Source organism: Cuneatibacter sp. NSJ-177, from assembly GCF_022867805.1.
In the GTDB taxonomy this organism is placed as follows: domain Bacteria; phylum Bacillota; class Clostridia; order Lachnospirales; family Lachnospiraceae; genus Pseudolachnospira.
Genome location: NZ_JALIFO010000015.1, coordinates 204,752 through 221,019, shown reverse-complemented (window position 1 = coordinate 221,019; position 16,268 = coordinate 204,752). Strand labels below are relative to the sequence as shown.

Below are 16,268 nucleotides of genomic sequence, written 5' to 3'. Positions count from 1 at the left end.
CAATGGCAAAGACAATTTTTGAAGAAATGGGCGGCACTTATGTACGGCAAGGGGATTATTTTATCCCTTGCCTTAGTCTACCAGCCGATAAAGAAAATCATCCAATCGGCGTATGGGGACAGCGGCACAAACGCTACTTGCAAGAGCATAAAAAAGCAACCTATACTACTCTGCTCACAAGCGGCAAGTTGAACAGCTATCTTGCCGATATTGACGAACAAGCAGAAGAATGGTTTTCTCGGATGGTAAGACAGATGGCAGAGCATGAGGATGTGACCGAGACGCTCAAGGCTGAAAATCAAATGCTGTGGGTACAAAAAATAAATAATATTCGTAATAGAGCAATGGAAATTGTTTATACAAATTTAATCTATGCTTAACTGGCAAAGCGGCAGGGAGTGAAATCTCTGCCGCCGCTTTTTTCAAAAAAATTTCAAAATACATATTGACAATTTTCTATGTGACGCATATAATTACACATAGACAATTATCTATGGGAGGTGATTTTGAGAGATGGACGAAAGAAGAACTGCGGCAATCTTCAAAGCATTTTGTGATGAAAACCGTATTAGAATTATAAAGCTACTGCGTTCGGGCGAAAAATGTGCCTGTAAGCTGTTGGAAGAAATCAATGTGACACAGCCCACGCTTTCTCATCATATGAAAATACTTTGTGACGCTGAAATTGTCGTTGGTCGCAAAGAGGGAAAATGGACGCACTATTCCATTTCAGAAAAAGGTGTGAAGCAGGCAAAGGTATGTTTGGAGCAGTTGACAACTCTTGATGTTGAATACAAAAACAAGTCGTGCTGTGAAAAGTGAGTAAGTTTATAGATTACTTTTCCGCACGGCTTATAAAATCGCCAATATATAGACACATTTCAATATAACTATATGAAAGGAGCTTTTTATGGGAGCATTAAAAATTGGTTGGGACTTTTTTCAAAATGAAGTCCTTGGTATGGGTTGGCTGAGTAGGCTCATATCAACTATATTGAATGCCTGCGGTTTAGATACTACAAGCAGAGTAGGCGGCAGCATTCAGTTCTTTATTTACGATACTATAAAAATTATGGTACTACTCGGTGTGTTGATTTTGATTATTTCGTATATTCAAAGCTATTTTCCACCCGAAAGAACAAAAAAGATACTTGGCAGGTTTCACGGGATATGGGCAAATATCATTGCCGCATTACTCGGTACGGTAACGCCGTTTTGTTCGTGTTCCTCTATTCCGCTGTTTATCGGATTTACTAGTGCGGGTTTGCCGCTTGGCGTTACATTTTCCTTTTTGATTTCTTCGCCAATGGTTGACCTCGGTAGTCTTGTTTTACTGATGAGTATATTCGGTTGGAAAGTTGCCGTTTTGTATGTTGTTCTCGGTTTGGTAATTGCTGTTGTCGGCGGTACGTTGATTGAAAAACTGCACCTTGAAAATCAAGTGGAAGAATATATCCGAAACGGTCACGCTATTGATGTTCCGCAGGAAGAACTGCATTTCAAAGACCGTATGAAATATGCTTGGGAACAGGTCGTTTCAACAGCTAAAAAGGTTGCACCTTATGTGTTAATCGGTGTCGGTATCGGCGCAATTATTCACAACTGGATACCCGAAGATCTCATTGTCAAGGTACTTGGGGATAACAACCCGTTTGGCGTTGTGCTTGCTACTATCGCAGGCGTTCCAATGTATGCGGATATTTTCGGCACAATCCCGATTGCAGAAGCCTTACTTGCAAAGGGCGCTTTGCTCGGTGTTGTCCTTTCCTTTATGATGGGCGTAACTACCCTTTCTCTTCCATCAATGATTATGCTTCGCAAAGCGGTTAAGCCAAAGCTGCTCGGCATTTTCATTGCAATATGCACAGTCGGTATTATCGTTGTAGGTTATTTCTTCAACGCAATACAATATTTAATTGTTTAATTTTAGGAGGTTATCACTATGGCATTGTTTAATTTCGGAAAGAAAAAAGAAGAAGAAAAGAAAGCACCTGCTTGTGCTTGTGGTTGTGGTTGCCCGACAAGTGAGGCAGAAGAAATCACAAAGGACTGTTGTTCTGAAGCAAAGGACGGAATTTGCTGTATTAAGGTATTGGGTGCAGGCTGTAAATCCTGCCACGAACAGTATGAAAACGCTAAACAGGCAATAAAGGATATGGGGCTTTCCGTAGAGGTGGAATACATTACAGATATGCAAAAGGTAATGGAATACGGCGTAATGAGTATGCCCGCCATTGTAGTCAATGAAAAGGTTGTTGCTATGGGCAAAGTGCTAAAAGCAAATGAAGTCGTGGCTTTATTGCGAAAGTTAGGGTTTTAAAAGTGGAAAAGGAAAAAACAGAATGGGTAAAATGCCCCGTTTGCGGCAATAAAACTCGTGATAAAATTAGAAAAGATACGGTCATTAAAAATTTTCCGCTCTATTGTCCTAAGTGTAAGCACGAAACTTTAATCAATGTGAGGGATATGACCGTATCCGTATGCAAAAAAGTGGATGGATAATTGTTCAGACATCTTGATTTTCTAAGCAAAATCGCTTATAATTTGAGTCGGAACATATTGCTATTATCCGCAGTTGCAGAGCGAGTGTTATCAATGCCGATAACAAAATGATAACATTAGCTCATATAGGCAGGATAATATGGATACATCAAATAATCAAAAGAACTACGAACACGGCAGAGAATAATCATTAAACAAAATTGATTAGTATTTGTCGAGTTCGAATAGTAGACAGAAAGCCGGAAGGCCGCTTAAACAGCAGACTTTCCGGCTCTTTATGTATAGTGTGACACTTGCTTTATAAAAGGTCATATGATACATTCTTTTTATCGTGCGGAGGGAATGCAGTGATATGGAAGTTATTAGGCCATTAAATCTTGACTACGAGACCAAGGAAGCGGCGCCGTTTCCTTTTCATCAGCTGTTTACTGACAGAGATGGATTGGTCGAAGTGCATAACCATCATTCCATGGCAGTCTGCGGAGACTGCCTTGCCGTATTGAAGCGAATCAAGGATAATTCTGTTTCGCTGATTTTTGCCGACGCTCCTTACAATATAGGAAAAGACTTTGGAACTAATCGGGACAAATGGGAAAACGTCGATACCTATATTGAATGGTGTAAACAGTGGATTGATGAGTGTATGCGTGTCCTAAAAGAGGATGGCACCATGTATTTTATGACTGCCACACAACATATGCCTTATTTAGATATCTATGTATCGGAAAAATACAATGTCTTATGCCGCATTGTCTGGACGTATGACAGTTCGGGCGTTCAATCCAAAAAAATGTATGGTTCTTTGTATGAACCGATCTTGATGATTAACAAAAGCGAAAAAGCAAAGTACACGTTTAACTACCATGATATTATGGTGGAAGCGAAAACAGGCGCCGTCCGGAAACTGATTGACTACCGGAAAGACCCTCCGCAGCCTTACAATACAAAAAAAGTTCCAGGAAATGTATGGAATTTTAACAGAGTCCGTTTTAAGATGAATGAGTATGAGAATCATCCCACACAGAAACCGGAAGCATTGCTGGAACGTATTATAAAGGCATCGTCTCATACTGGGGATGTCATACTGGATCCCTTTTCCGGCTCTTTTACTACATCTGCTGTTGCGGTACGTTTGGGAAGAAACGCGATCGGTATTGATTTGAATGAAGATTACTTCGAAATCGGGATACGCCGGACAGGGATTTCCAGTGAGTACAACGGGAAGCTGCTGAAAAAAGAAAAAGTGAGGAAAACAGCGGCGAAATCGAAATACGTGAGGGATTAAAAGATGCAGATTACAGAGTCGTTTGTAGAAGATATTCTCAAAATGAAATTTAAAGAGGATTACCAACGGATCTACGATTCGAGCCTTTTGCTGCAATATCTGGACAGGAAGATGAAAGCCGTCCATGGAAACAGCAAAACCCGAAGAAGCCTTGCCAGTATCTATGCGATTTATTCCATATTACATTTTTATCAACATGATTTTTACAATCAGCCTGATCAATACCGAGATTTCGGCGGGTATGATTATATGCGGCTGTTCAATTATTACCGCGGCCTATATGGCGGGCGTAAGCTGCAAAATCACGCGCTGAACTCCCGTGTCAATGGTGAATTTCGGAATCGGTTTCCGACCATACCAAATGATCTAATCATTATTGATAACGGAAAATATTTGATCCATATTGATTATCTGTACGTTGGCAATCAGGATATAAGCGAGGCTGCGATTCAAATAATTGAGAAATACATTGACTTGCTGATGGCGAAAGACCATGCGCTGATTCAGACTTTACAGCAGATGCAGGCGCTGTCTGATTATTCGGCAAAAAAGAATCAAATCAATGCCTTGCTGACTGAGGACGCGGAAGCGAGAATATTCGAGATCATCAGTTATGCGATTCTCAAAAATCACTATAAAAATATCAAGGTGTATTTTGGCTACTCGAAAGAGACGATTCAGGAAGAAGAGCTGCAGTTATTTAAAACAGGCAGAACGAATGCGAATGACGGCGGCATTGATTTTGTCATGCGTCCTGTCGGAAGATTCTTTCAAGTCACCGAAGTGAACAATTACGATAAATATCTTTTGGATATTGACAAAGTAATGCACTTTCCTATTACATTTGTGATCAAAACCATCAATCGCAAGCAAACAGTTCTTCGGGAATTTCAAACATACATAGAGGAGCGGGCGAATGGGATGCGGGTGATCCGAGAACGCTATGAGAAAGCGATTGAGGAAATTATTACAATCAACGAATTGCAAGAATGGACGTTTGAACTTGATGATTCCGACATTGATGATCTTATCCGGGATATCGATATCTATTATAAACTGGAAATGAACATGGAAACTGAGGATGAAAGCGAAGAATAGCATCGAGATGCGATTTCGATGGCAAAAGGGCCGATTCTGGAAGCGGTGTTTCCGCAGAAAGAATGGGGACCATTAGATAGAAAGGAACCGATCCGATGCAAAACGAGAGCTCAGCTTTGTTTTCCCTCTCTTACCTTCCGCTGCTCATCCGCCTGAGATGCTGCGAGACGGCCCGGCTTCCCGCGTTTCTCGGCTCTACGCTCCACGGCGCGGTCGGGTGGGCCTTACAGTCCAACAGGGCCGTGTATCAATACCTTTATGAAAACGGAAAATCAAGAGGGGATGGGCGTGACGTCGGAAATCCTTATCTATTGGAGCCGCCGTTAGAAAACCGAACGGTCTACCAAGAGGGGGAAGAGCTGCGGTTCCGGTTTGTACTGTTGGGAGATGCAGTCCAATATGCGCCTGAATTTATTAAAGCTTTGGCGAAGACCAAGGAATTGCGGTTAGGCGTAGGGCGAAAAAAATTCGAACTGATGGAGATCATGCAGGCCGGCCGGCTGGAGTCTCTGTGGAAAAAGGAAGCCGAAGACTGCGTCAGCAAGATCGAAATAGAGAATTTGGCGGATGAGCCGCCGGTCATCTGCCGGAATTTCGCCATGCTGCTGAAAACTCCTTTGCGGATCCGAAGAGAAGGCAAGCTGCTGACCACGCTGGATTTTCCCACGGTGATCCGAAATATCACGAAGCGGATTCAGTCCCTAACGGAGCGCTATGGCGGGGAGATCGACCTAGAAGAGTCTGGGCATTTGTGTCTTTTGGCGGAGCGGATCCAGATGACGTCCTGTGAGATGTCCGTCAAGCAGTTGGAACGATATTCCAACAGACGCGGAGAAAAAATGGACTTTAGCGGCATCTTGGGAAGCATGACCTGCGAGGGAGACCTGACGCCTTTTACGCCGTGGCTTGGCGCAGCGCAGGTCCTGCATATCGGCCGGAACGTTACCTTTGGTTTTGGAAAAGTGGATTTGGTTTTTTGGTGATCCTTTTCAGAATAGGGCAGCGAGTGTGTGGAAAACAGCGGCCTCGAATTGTCAATTTTAGTAGAAAAAGAAAGATTGCTGTGTTAAGATGAAAAAGAGAAAAGAATGGCGGGCTTTTGGAAGCGTTCCCGCCATTCCATACTGAGACCGGTCAATCTGGAACCGATTCTCTGATTTCTCTCAAGAAGGAGCCGAGAATGTCTCTTTTTCAAAATGTCAGCGACAAATTTTTTAATCCCTTCTGCTGCCGAAACCGGGAGCTTTATTTCGAGTGCGTCAACCAACTGATTGAGAAATCCAAGGAAATTCCTGTCCTTTATGAGAATGACGCCAGAAATTGTCTGATCATCTATCTTCTAAACGGTATGTATTCCATCGAGACCGAGGATATTGGTGAGGAGATCAGCGGTCAGAGGCCGGCGCCGGAGAATGCGTCGATTATTTTGCGGTATTTTCGCAGGTGCGGCTGGATTACGCCGAAAGAGATCGGAAGAAACGGGGATAACATTGCCTCGGTATCTCCGTATTGCCGGAAGCTGGTGGACGCGATCCATAAAATCTTTGATCGGGATGCCAGCGGCGCCATCACCAATCATATCTTTTCCATCTACGAGATATTAAAAGCCTCATTGGAAAAAGACAGCGCCAGGGCAATCCGTCCTTATTCTAATATTTTAGTTCCGCTGGTTGAGAATGAATGCGATCTGAAAAATGAATTGCTGGTACTAAAGGATAGTATCCGTACGATTATGCATGCGGTTATGAGGATGGCGGACGCCAATAGCTTCGGCCAATTTCTGATGAAGGATGAGATGTTGGACCGTTTTTTTAACGACTATTTTTTTATTAAGCGAAGCGGTTTGATTCCAGGCTATATCTCCGGCATCGATCGGATGCTGGTTAAAATCCAGCGTTCCGAGATGTATGACCGTATTGTTGACGAGTATCGGGAGATCAAAAACGTAGATTTGTTCGCGGCAAAGGAGATCATTGACCGGCAGTTTGGAGAACTGGACAGCTTTATCAATTTGGAATACGAAAAAGAGATGGCTTACATTGATAAGAAAATCAATACCTACTATAATCTGTATTCCACCAGGATGCTGATGGTTCTCAGTAACAATACGAATCTTCAGCATTACCTGAACCAGATGCTGATGCAGATGCGGGATCTGGATCCAGGGGAGCGGGAACTCCTTTTGACCCGGCTGTCCGAGTGTTTCCGGCTGAAAAGTTTTGGCTATATCAGCAGGAAGTCATTTGAACGGAGAAAAAAGAGAAATCCGAACACGGCGAATGCCGCGATCGACACCGGCGAACTTTCGGAGGAAGAAAAGAAGAAGCTGACGGACGAGATTTTAAAGGAATATCCGGATCGGTACAGCATGGATCAGGTGAAGGCCTACTTCGACGGACGATCTTTCCCCCAGGGGAAACTGGCGGTGGACGAGATGGGAATTCATTCACGTGATGATGCCATGATGGTGGCGGCAGGCATTATTTATTCCGGAACGGCTGGCTTCCCCTACGAGGTGGAATTCGGAGAAGGCATGGTGGAGACCGAGGTGGCGGAGATCAGCAATGTCCGCATTGTGAGGAAGGAGAGAAATGGGTAACATTAATTTGCAGATTACAATCAAGGAAGAAAATATTATCCTGTTTAAGAGGTGCGTCCGCAGGTTGTTGGAATCCACATTTTTACTGAGGGAAAAAGAAGAAAAATTATATGCCTTCCTCTCCAAGGAATCCAACCGGCAGGATATTTCCGATTACCTGCGGATGATTGGTTATGATATTTTGGTGGATGAAAAGTGCGAGCTGGCGATGCTGATTATGAACGAGGCGGATGCGGATACCGTTGGCCTGAAGCGGGCGAATATCGTCACTTTCAGTAACGCGCAGTATCATCTATTGCTGGTGCTTTGGGAAGTCTATCTGGAAAACCTCGGATACGAGGAAGGAGTTTTTCTGACCAGGGGGGATTTGATCGATAAAATCAAATCCTTTGGGCTGATGCCGGTCAGCACAGAACTGCGGGCAGCTTTTAAGCTCTTTAAAAAATATAACTTGATCGATTATGACGAGGAGGACAGCAGCGAAGAGGCGAAGATCCGGCTTTATCCATCGCTGCAGTTTGGCTGGGATGTCCCCCAGTTCAAAGCGGTGGCGGCGGAATATAGTAAAGCCGAAGCAGAACAGGATAAGGAAGAATCTGCCGAGCTTGCAGATGAGGCGGCGGCCGCCGGGTTTGACGAGGAGGACGAAGAATGATACTGCTGAAAAAGGTCCGTCTGATCAATTGGTACGCTTTTACCAACGTGACGGCGCCCATTGGTTTTTTTACACTGATCGCGGGAAAGAACGGAAACGGAAAGTCTGTAATGCTGGATGCGATCAAATATGCGGCATACGGCGATACGGTATTCAACAAATCTTCGGAGAATAAGGGAAGCCGGACGCTGCCTTCCTATACCAGGGGGCTTTTAGACGCTACGGCGAAAACTTACATGCGTCCGGTGGATAAAGTTCCCAATGTGTACAGTCATATCGTTTTGGAATACTATGATGATGTTCTTCAGAAATACTTTCTCCTCGGAACAGTTTTGGAGACGAATGTGTCCAATAGTATCCAGTCTTACCGGTATGTGATGGATCAAACCCGGCTGGACGAGGTCGGTCATTTGTATGAAGAAAAAGGAAAGCAGAAGCCTCACAGCGCGGGGACTTTCCAGAAGAAATACGGAGTGATCCTCCTGAATAAGGAGCAGGGAATCGGAAAGTTTACCCAGATGACGGGGCTGAAACTGACGCAGGAGCAGACAAGCACTTACCTTAGAAAACTTCGGGGAATCATGTCCTACGATCCCAATGCCAGAATTGACCAGTTCATCCGGGAGAGCGTGCTGGAAAATAAACCGGTGGATTTTACGAAGTTAATTGAGGCGAAGGAGAATATCGGAAAGCTCAATGATACGTTCCATATGATTCAGGATGAAATCGAGGAACTGGATGGAATCTTGACGGAGTTTGAGCGGTACGAGACCCAGAAAAACCGTCTTCTAACCGATGATATTAAGATTGTATATAAGAATGTGAAGGGGCTAAAACGGGAACTGGGGGAGCTGGAGCAGGAACGCCAGCTGGCCAGGCGGAAAAAACAGGAGGCCGAGGAACTGCTGGAGGTGATCCAGGACCGGGAGAAAGAGAATGCGAAGAAACTCCGCCAGGTGGAAACCAGTTTAGATCAGTTGGATTGCATTCGGCTGATCCGTCAGGAGGAGGAACGGCTGGAGACCCTGGAGAAAGCCAAAAAAACGTGGAAGAAGGAGCGGGATAAACTGGACCGCTTTCAGACTCAGGTCAGTGAAATGATTTATTTCCTGAACGAAGAGCAGGTCAGCGTGGAGAGCAAGGAAATCCTGGCCGGGCTTTCCTCCAAAGAATACGCTCCGGCGGAAAAAGAAAACGCAGTTGTCCGCTTAAAGGGAAGAATCGATAAGGCTTTTGAGGAACAGGTGAGGCGGTTGGCGGAGCTCGACTTGCGCCGTAAGGAAATCGAGGACAAAATCGAGGTTCAGCTGTCCATCCTGGATGCCTGCCGGAAAAACCGGAATGCCTACAGTTTCATCCCGGACTATGTGAGCTTGAAAGAAGAGATCAACCGGGAATTTGTCAAAAGGGGAATTTCATCGGAGGCGAAATTTGCCTGCGAATACGTGATTGGGCTGAAAGATGAGGCCTGGCGGGACGCCATCGAAGCTTTTTTGGGCCGGCGCCGGTACACGATTTTGGTGGAACCGGAGTATTATGAGATTGCGGACGATATCCTGAATCGTTCGAAAAATAAGTATGCTCATCTGTTTAATACGAAACTCCTGATGAAAAAGCAGATTTCGGCCGGTCAGAGCTCTGCCGCGAAACTTTTGACTGTGAAGAATCCGGTAGCACAAAAGTATTTCGATTTCCAGCTGGGGCATATCAAGGCGGTGCCGATGGCGGAAGTCAAGAATTATGAAAACGCGATGTCCGTGGAGGGAAGAGTATCGATTGCCATGGATAGCTACTTTCTGCGCTTTGACCGGATCAAGTCGTATTATCTGGGACAGGAAACTTTTCAGCTGAATCGGATTCGGGCCGAGCGGGAAATTGAGTTTTTAAAGACGGAGAAGAAAACATTGCTGGAGCAGTCCGCCGAATGCAAAAAGAAGATGGGGCGGCTGAGAATGGACCGGGAGTTATTCCAGGATTACAAATATGACGCGTACCAGGAATATCAGTCCGCTGCCACACATGCCAGGGAATGTGAAACTACTTTGAAACGGTTGAAGGACGCCCAGAAAAACAATCGGGAGTTTATGGAGCTGAGCCAGTTAAAAGCACAGCTGGAGGACGAGCTTACTGCCATTCAGCGGGAGAAAAATGCACAGCTGGATGTGAAAAGCCAGTCAACTTCACAGATTACGGTTCTGGAAAACACAGCGAAAGGAAAAACAGAGAGGCTGCAGGAGGAGGAAAAACGGTTTCAGGAATATCAGCTGACGGAATACGCCGCGGTTCAAAGAGCTGTGGAAGCTTATGAGCGATATCTGGCCAATCATGAGACGGGGGCCGGTGGGTTGATTATCCCGGATACCAGGCGCAGGATTAAGAATGAGATTCAGCTCCATGAGCGGGAGATCCTGACACAGCAGGCGGCATACAATGCAAAGCGGCCGGGGGAAGCCGGTCTTTCCGTCGGTTTGGAGCATCGTGCGATTTATGAGAGCCGCAAGGCGAAAATATGGATGGATGATCTCCAGGAAATCAAGCAGAAGCTGACGGAGCAGACCAGCCGGTATGAAGATATTTTTAAAAATGAATTTGTTCTTACAATCCTGAGGTCCTGCCTCAAGTCCATCGAGGATTTAAAGCTGATCAACGGGGAGCTGGCAAAACTGCAATTTTCAGCGAAATATCAGTTTGACGTTCATTTTGTCAAAGATCAGTCGGATTATGCCAAAGTGATCGAGTATGCGAAATATCTGGATGAAAGGGAGCAGTTTGGCGGGAGCAGCGGCCAGATGGTGCTCGGTCTCTTCAATTCTTATTCAGATGAGGCGGCGGAACAGCTGGAAAAGGATATCAAGGAGATCATTAACCGGATCATTGCCAGAAATAACAATGAAGCCATTGAACGCTTTGCCGATTACCGCAATTATATGACCTACGAGATTCTGATCACCAACGATATCCTGGATCATGCGAAGCTGTCGAGGCAGACCGGGTACAATTCCGGGGCTGAGGTGCAGATTCCTTACCTGTTGATCCTGTCTTCTGCGCTGCTGATGATCTATAATGAGAAGGTCAATTCTACGAGGCTGGTTTTCATTGATGAACCTTTCGTTAAAATGGATCCGGGAAACGTGAAACTGATGTTGGATTTCATGAGAGACCAGAATCTGCAAGTGATATTCTGCGCGCCGGACAAGACCGAATCCATCGGCTGTGAGTGCGAGGTGATTCTTCCGGTCCTGCGGGTTCGGCCCAATAACATGCAGCTGGGAATTATCCAATTCCATGAGGATAAGGGCTATGGAACAATTTGAGGAAAAACTTCTGAAACGGCTGGTGGAAAAGTACCGCAGGAGTAAAAAAGACAGCGGCACGAACCGGATTGTCCGGCGCACGCAGGTAAAGCCCTCTGAGTTATACAAAAAATACGATGACAACGATGGGGATCTGAAGCGGATCCAGGCGTTGAACGAAGCAGTTCAGTCTTGCTGTGACAGGGGATTTGTCACCTTTGAGATGAAGGGATTCGGTTATGAAATCGCCGCTGTTTATCTGAACGACAGCATGGTTGGAGAAGTTGAAAAATATCTCGGCGAAAACTGGGGGTACGAATCCAAGCAGGAAAAGATGCAGTATGTTATGGATTTAATCGACCAGTATCAGGGCCAGTCTCCCCTTGCAGAACAAGAATGTGCCAGGCTAAAGCGGGAACTGGAGAAAAACCAGGTGCCGAAAAGCTACGATCAAGAGGAAGACCTGCTGAAGGCCCTTGTATTTGTTGAGAAGAACCGGGAAATGTTATATATCCGGGAGGCATCGATGCTGATCTACGGATCTTCCAAATATTTTGAGGAAAATACCCTGGACCCGGTCTGCAAAATGCTGCGGGCGTATCTTGGGAAAACCTGCCGGGATGAGGAAATGCCGGATGAGATCCTGAAGGAGTATCAGATACAAAAAGAGACGCAGCGGCTGTGCCTGAAAGGTGATTGCCGGATCCGGATCAATGGGAGAACGCTTGAGGTGGGAGCGCTGAAGCAGGGAATCGAATTTCATGGGGAGGAAATTTCGCAAATCGAAACCATCCGGATGAACGCGGAGGAATGGATCACAGTGGAAAACCGGACCGCCTATCTGCGCTGTCCGCCGGATCATGCGGTAGTGTTTTATCTGGGAGGCTACGCCAATCGTTTCCAGAGAGATTTTCTAAAGATGGCTTACCGGGACAATGCGGAGAAAACGTTCTCCCATTTTGGAGACCTGGACGCAGGGGGATTCTTCATTCATGAGCATTTGTGCCAGCTGACAGGAATCCCGTTTTCCATGAAATATATGTCGAAATCAGAGCTCCAGGACGAGCGTTATCAGTCCTGCCTCCGGACGCTGACGGAAAACGATCGGAGACGGCTGCGATCTCTGAGAGAGAAAGATGCTTATCGGGAGACTGTGGAATATATGTTAGAAAAAAACGTAAAGCTAGAGCAGGAAATCATCAGTTATTATTTGGCAAATGAATGGGCGGGAGAGCGGTAAGTTCACAATCGGTTGCATTTGTGTGCGGGCCGTGTTATGCTTTTTTTGAAAAGCCGGTAGGCATGAAAGGTTCCATTCCGATTTTCGGAGAAAGGAGTTTTTTATGGATTTTGAAACATTGCAGAAAACACGGGAAAGCTGCCGGATCTACAGCGAACAGCCGGTTCCCCGCGAGACTTTGACCCACCTGATCGATGTGGCGCGCTTATCCCCCAGCGCCTGCAATTCCCAGCCTTGGCGGTTCCTTATCGTGGATCAGCCGGAGGCCCGCGCGAAATTGGTGGAAGCTTTGGAGGACGAAGGCCTGAACGGCTGTCCCTGGGGCGACCGGGTGCCCGCATTTATTTTGATCTGTGAGGAAGAGGCGCATCTCAAACCCGGTGTGGGGGAACACTATGGTTCCCAGCATTTCGCCCAGCTCGATATCGGTATGGCGGCCATGGCCCTCTGCTATGAGGCGACCTCCATCGGGCTCGGCACCTGTATGATCGGGACCATGAGCCAGAAAAAGCTGCACCAGACCTTTGGCATTCCGGAGGAACGGCCGGTCCGTCTGATCATTACCGTTGGGTATCCGGCAAAGAAAGGGGAACCACGGAAAAAGCTTCGAAAAAACTTGGATGAGATTATCGCCGATAACCATTGGTAATCGGAACGAGACCGGAGAAGAGGCTGTCGTAAAATGGGATTTTCAACAAGATGTAATGTTTGGCTGTGATACAAAAGCCGGCCTCTTGTATGAAAGACCCTTTTGCAGCAGCCCCTTCTTTTTTGCAGCAACTTGTCAGCGATGCGGCAGACGGATGATTTTCGATTGAAAGGCAAAGCAATATTGTTCGGCTTAAAAACATATCCTGTAGGATGAGCGCATAGAAAAGTTCCGGCATACCGTCCAATGGCATGGTGTAGGGAAAAGCCGGAGGCCGCTTTTTTCTGTATTGTATATCAAACCGATTTCAGCGAACAATAGATATAGTAGAAAAAGGAAAGAAGAAATATGAGCACAGACAGCAGAACCCTGGTATTCGAAACAATTCCTGTTCGCCGCGCCGTCCTGAAACAGGTGATCCCCGCCGTTGCCAGCCAGATGATCGCTCTGATCTACAATCTGGCGGACACCTATTTCGTCGGTATGCTGAACGATCCGCGCCAGACCGCCGCCATCACGGTGGTCTATTCCTCTTTTGTGATGCTGACTGCGATTTCCAATCTGTTTGGCGTCGGCGGGGCCAGCGTGATCGCAAGAGCTCTGGGGAAAAAGCAAAATGACCAGGCCCGGCAGGTCGCCTCCATCTCGTTCTGGCTGGGACTTGCCGCCGCCTGCCTTTTTTCCGCGGTATTTCTGATTTTCGCACATCCGGTTCTGTTTCTCTGCGGGGCGACGGAAGAGACCTTCCCCGTGGCTCTCGGATATGCAAAATGGGTGGTGGTCTTCGGCGGGCCTTTTGTTATCATGAATACTTTGCTGGCCAATCTGGTAAGGGCCGAGGGCAGCGCCGTGCACGCTTCCATCGGCGTAAGTCTGGGCGGGATCGTCAATGTAATTTTGGATCCCTTTTTTGTCCTGCCTCAATTTTTCGGGCTTGGAGCGATCGGGGCCGGAATGGCCACGGCTGTCTCCAATCTGATTGCCGTGGCCTATTTTGTCTGTCTGATCCTCGGAAAACGGCGGGGAACTGTGGTCAATCTGCGCTTTCATTATCTGCGGCACATTGGTGAGCAGATCAAGCCGATCTTAAGCGTCGGCTTTCCCTCTGCGCTGCAATATGCCCTGACCGTCGTCGCTGTAGGAGCCCAGTCCAGATTTGTGGCAAAGTACACGACCGAGGCCATGGCTGCTTTGGGGATTGTCAAAAAATTGGATCAGCTCCCCCTTTATTTTTCCATCGGCGTTGCCAATGGTCTGCTTCCGCTGCTGGCCTACAATTACGCCTCCGGAAACCAGGCGAGAAGGCGGCGGGCGTTCCGGTTCGGCTGCATCATCTCGGCAGGTTTTTCCCTCTTTTGCCTGGTTCTCTATGAACTGTTTGCCCCGCAGCTATCCTCCCTTTTCATCCAGGATCCCCTGACGATTCAGTACAGCGCGGCATTTCTGCGGCGCATGGTCACGGCCATGCCTTTTATGGCATTTTGCTATCCCATGATCATTCAGTTCCAGGCGATGGGAAAGGTAAAGGAAGCGCTGATCACCTCTGTTTTGAGAAAAGGTGTGTTAGACATCCCGCTTCTGTTTCTGATGGACGGACTGTTTCCTCTGTACGGATGCATGTGGGTGCAGCCGATCGTAGATTTTGTTTCCCTGATGGCGGCCGCTGCTTTTTACCGGCGGATCAAGGAAAGAGAAAGGGCGGTTTCCTCTCAGTCAGCTCCCAGCTGATAACCTAGTCTTTCCAGGAGTTCTTGATCGGTTTCCACCGAGATTCCGGCCGTCGTCAGCATATCCCCGGTGATCGCCGCGTTGGCGCCGCTTCGAAAACAGGCTTCCCCCTTGTCTTTTAACAGCCCCCTTCCTCCGGCCAGGCGGATGAAGGCCTCCGGCAGGAGAAAGCGGAATACGGCCACGCAGCGGCAGGCTTCCTCGCTGGTCAGAGGCCGGTTGTGCTCGTAAGGTGTACCGGGAATCGGATTCAAAAGATTGACCGGGAGGGAAGCAACGCCGAGATTCCGGGCGGTCAGCGCTAGATCGATCCGGTCTTCCATGGTTTCCCCAAGGCCGAGGATACCGCCGGAACAAAGGGAGAGCCCTGCTCGCTTGGCCGCCTTTAAAGTTTCCAGCTTTTCTTCATAGGTATGGGTCGTGCAGACTTCCGGGAAATATCGGGCGGACGATTCCAGATTGCAGTGGACGCGGGTGGCCCCGGCCTCTTTTAACCGGCGGAACTGGGCCTCGTTCAACAGCCCGAATGAGATGCAGACCGCGATAGAAGTTTCCCTTTTGATGGCCCGGATGCTGTCGCACATCCGGTCCACTTCCGAATCGGACAACCTTTTTCCCGAAGTGACAATGGAATAGCGGAGCACTCCCCGCGCATCATTGCTTTTTGCGCCGGAGACCAATTCTTCCGTGGGGAGAAGGGGATAGACTTTGGCGCAGGCGGTGGAGTAGTGGGAGCTCTGAGCGCAGTATTTGCAGTCTTCCGAGCAGCGGCCGCATTTTCCGTTGACGATGGTGCAGAGATCAAAGGCGCTGCCGCATCTCTTGACCCGAATTTCATCCGCCGCCTGCATCAGTTCTTCCAGCGGTTCCTGGGAGAGTGCAAGGGCTTCCGAACGGGAAAGCTCCCCGCCATTTAGGACTTTTTCTTTTAATTCTAAAACCAGGCTCATCGTTTGTTTCCTCTCTGATTCGTTTCTTTCTCCATTGAATGGTATCTAACCGGCCAGCCGCATAACAAGGGTTCTTGTTACCGGAGGATACGGAGGCAGTTCCCATCTATTTGCCTCCCAGTATAGAGGGAATCGAAAAGAATGTCAACCAAAAATTTGATCGAGTTTACATTGAGAGGAAAAGAAAGAGAGGGTACCGGCGGTGCCCTTGGAAAAAGCGGAAGATCGTTTTGACGGTCAGAACGATGTGAATTTGAAACGGGCTGAGG

Annotated in this window: 15 protein-coding genes; 14 read left to right on the top strand and 1 reads right to left on the bottom strand. The window is 47.3% G+C overall.

Going from position 1 to position 16,268, the window contains the following annotated elements; genetic code table 11:
- The first annotated feature begins 2 nt into the window (after window positions 1-2).
- The 14 genes from MUB23_RS18775 to MUB23_RS18710 all read left to right on the top strand — a co-directional run bounded on the left by MUB23_RS18775 (window position 3) and on the right by MUB23_RS18710 (window position 15,049).
- Window positions 3-380 (top strand): TnpV protein, encoded by a 378-nt coding sequence (locus MUB23_RS18775; RefSeq protein ID WP_006861261.1) that lies wholly within the window; start codon window positions 3-5, stop codon window positions 378-380.
- Between the two features lie 133 nt (window positions 381-513).
- Window positions 514-822: an ArsR/SmtB family transcription factor gene (locus MUB23_RS18770; RefSeq protein WP_006861260.1), complete on the top strand. Its 309-nt coding sequence runs from the start codon at window positions 514-516 to the stop codon at window positions 820-822.
- A gap of 88 nt (window positions 823-910) precedes the next feature.
- A complete protein-coding gene (locus tag MUB23_RS18765) occupies window positions 911-1,924 on the top strand; it encodes a permease (protein ID WP_006861259.1) in 1,014 nt (337 codons plus the stop codon).
- A gap of 18 nt (window positions 1,925-1,942) precedes the next feature.
- Window positions 1,943-2,320, top strand: a complete 378-nt coding sequence (locus MUB23_RS18760) for a thioredoxin family protein (protein ID WP_006861258.1) — start codon at window positions 1,943-1,945, stop codon at window positions 2,318-2,320.
- Window positions 2,321-2,322: 2 nt separating this feature from the next.
- A complete protein-coding gene (locus MUB23_RS18755; RefSeq protein ID WP_006861257.1) occupies window positions 2,323-2,502 on the top strand; it encodes a cysteine-rich KTR domain-containing protein in 180 nt (59 codons plus the stop codon).
- 352 nt (window positions 2,503-2,854) lie between these two features.
- Window positions 2,855-3,787 (top strand): adenine-specific DNA-methyltransferase, encoded by a 933-nt coding sequence (yhdJ, locus tag MUB23_RS18750; RefSeq protein ID WP_244802290.1) that lies wholly within the window; start codon window positions 2,855-2,857, stop codon window positions 3,785-3,787.
- A 42-nt stretch (window positions 3,788-3,829) separates the two neighbouring features.
- On the top strand, window positions 3,830-4,885 hold the full coding sequence (locus MUB23_RS18745; protein ID WP_244802289.1) for a hypothetical protein: 1,056 nt from the start codon (window positions 3,830-3,832) through the stop codon (window positions 4,883-4,885).
- Between the two features lie 95 nt (window positions 4,886-4,980).
- Window positions 4,981-5,868, top strand: coding sequence for a CRISPR system precrRNA processing endoribonuclease RAMP protein Cas6 (gene cas6 / locus MUB23_RS18740; protein ID WP_244802288.1), 888 nt, complete (start codon window positions 4,981-4,983; stop codon window positions 5,866-5,868).
- A 197-nt stretch (window positions 5,869-6,065) separates the two neighbouring features.
- On the top strand, window positions 6,066-7,484 hold the full coding sequence (locus MUB23_RS18735; protein WP_244802287.1) for a Wadjet anti-phage system protein JetA family protein: 1,419 nt from the start codon (window positions 6,066-6,068) through the stop codon (window positions 7,482-7,484).
- Window positions 7,477-8,139: a DUF4194 domain-containing protein gene (locus MUB23_RS18730; protein WP_244802286.1), complete on the top strand. Its 663-nt coding sequence runs from the start codon at window positions 7,477-7,479 to the stop codon at window positions 8,137-8,139. Before MUB23_RS18735 ends, MUB23_RS18730 begins: the two co-directional genes overlap by 8 nt.
- Window positions 8,136-11,453: an SbcC/MukB-like Walker B domain-containing protein gene (locus tag MUB23_RS18725; RefSeq protein WP_244802285.1), complete on the top strand. Its 3,318-nt coding sequence runs from the start codon at window positions 8,136-8,138 to the stop codon at window positions 11,451-11,453. The genes MUB23_RS18730 and MUB23_RS18725 overlap by 4 nt, the downstream gene beginning before the upstream one ends.
- Window positions 11,440-12,672, top strand: a complete 1,233-nt coding sequence (locus MUB23_RS18720) for a Wadjet anti-phage system protein JetD domain-containing protein (RefSeq protein WP_244802284.1) — start codon at window positions 11,440-11,442, stop codon at window positions 12,670-12,672. The genes MUB23_RS18725 and MUB23_RS18720 overlap by 14 nt, the downstream gene beginning before the upstream one ends.
- A gap of 103 nt (window positions 12,673-12,775) precedes the next feature.
- Entirely contained in the window at window positions 12,776-13,321 is a 546-nt protein-coding gene (locus tag MUB23_RS18715) for a nitroreductase family protein (protein ID WP_244802283.1), read from the top strand.
- A gap of 348 nt (window positions 13,322-13,669) precedes the next feature.
- Entirely contained in the window at window positions 13,670-15,049 is a 1,380-nt protein-coding gene (locus tag MUB23_RS18710) for an MATE family efflux transporter (protein ID WP_244802282.1), read from the top strand.
- Here the strand turns inward: MUB23_RS18710 and bioB are convergent.
- On the bottom strand, window positions 15,031-15,999 hold the full coding sequence (gene bioB / locus MUB23_RS18705; protein WP_244802281.1) for a biotin synthase BioB: 969 nt from the start codon (window positions 15,997-15,999) through the stop codon (window positions 15,031-15,033). The genes MUB23_RS18710 and bioB overlap by 19 nt on opposite strands.
- Window positions 16,000-16,268 lie beyond the last annotated feature (269 nt).

Bases quoted from the DNA above. Each gene is read 5' to 3' on its own strand.
- MUB23_RS18765 (WP_006861259.1), top strand. From the start codon at position 911: ATGGGAGCATTAAAAATTGGTTGGGACTTTTTTCAAAATGAAGTCCTT.
- MUB23_RS18730 (WP_244802286.1), top strand. From the start codon at position 7,477: ATGGGTAACATTAATTTGCAGATTACAATCAAGGAAGAAAATATTATC.
- cas6 (WP_244802288.1), top strand. From the start codon at position 4,981: ATGCAAAACGAGAGCTCAGCTTTGTTTTCCCTCTCTTACCTTCCGCTG.
- yhdJ (WP_244802290.1), top strand. From the start codon at position 2,855: ATGGAAGTTATTAGGCCATTAAATCTTGACTACGAGACCAAGGAAGCG.
- MUB23_RS18775 (WP_006861261.1), top strand. From the start codon at position 3: ATGGCAAAGACAATTTTTGAAGAAATGGGCGGCACTTATGTACGGCAA.
- MUB23_RS18770 (WP_006861260.1), top strand. From the start codon at position 514: ATGGACGAAAGAAGAACTGCGGCAATCTTCAAAGCATTTTGTGATGAA.
- bioB (WP_244802281.1), bottom strand. From the start codon at position 15,999: ATGAGCCTGGTTTTAGAATTAAAAGAAAAAGTCCTAAATGGCGGGGAG.
- MUB23_RS18720 (WP_244802284.1), top strand. From the start codon at position 11,440: ATGGAACAATTTGAGGAAAAACTTCTGAAACGGCTGGTGGAAAAGTAC.
- MUB23_RS18760 (WP_006861258.1), top strand. From the start codon at position 1,943: ATGGCATTGTTTAATTTCGGAAAGAAAAAAGAAGAAGAAAAGAAAGCA.
- MUB23_RS18735 (WP_244802287.1), top strand. From the start codon at position 6,066: ATGTCTCTTTTTCAAAATGTCAGCGACAAATTTTTTAATCCCTTCTGC.
- MUB23_RS18710 (WP_244802282.1), top strand. From the start codon at position 13,670: ATGAGCACAGACAGCAGAACCCTGGTATTCGAAACAATTCCTGTTCGC.
- MUB23_RS18725 (WP_244802285.1), top strand. From the start codon at position 8,136: ATGATACTGCTGAAAAAGGTCCGTCTGATCAATTGGTACGCTTTTACC.
- MUB23_RS18745 (WP_244802289.1), top strand. From the start codon at position 3,830: ATGAAATTTAAAGAGGATTACCAACGGATCTACGATTCGAGCCTTTTG.
- MUB23_RS18715 (WP_244802283.1), top strand. From the start codon at position 12,776: ATGGATTTTGAAACATTGCAGAAAACACGGGAAAGCTGCCGGATCTAC.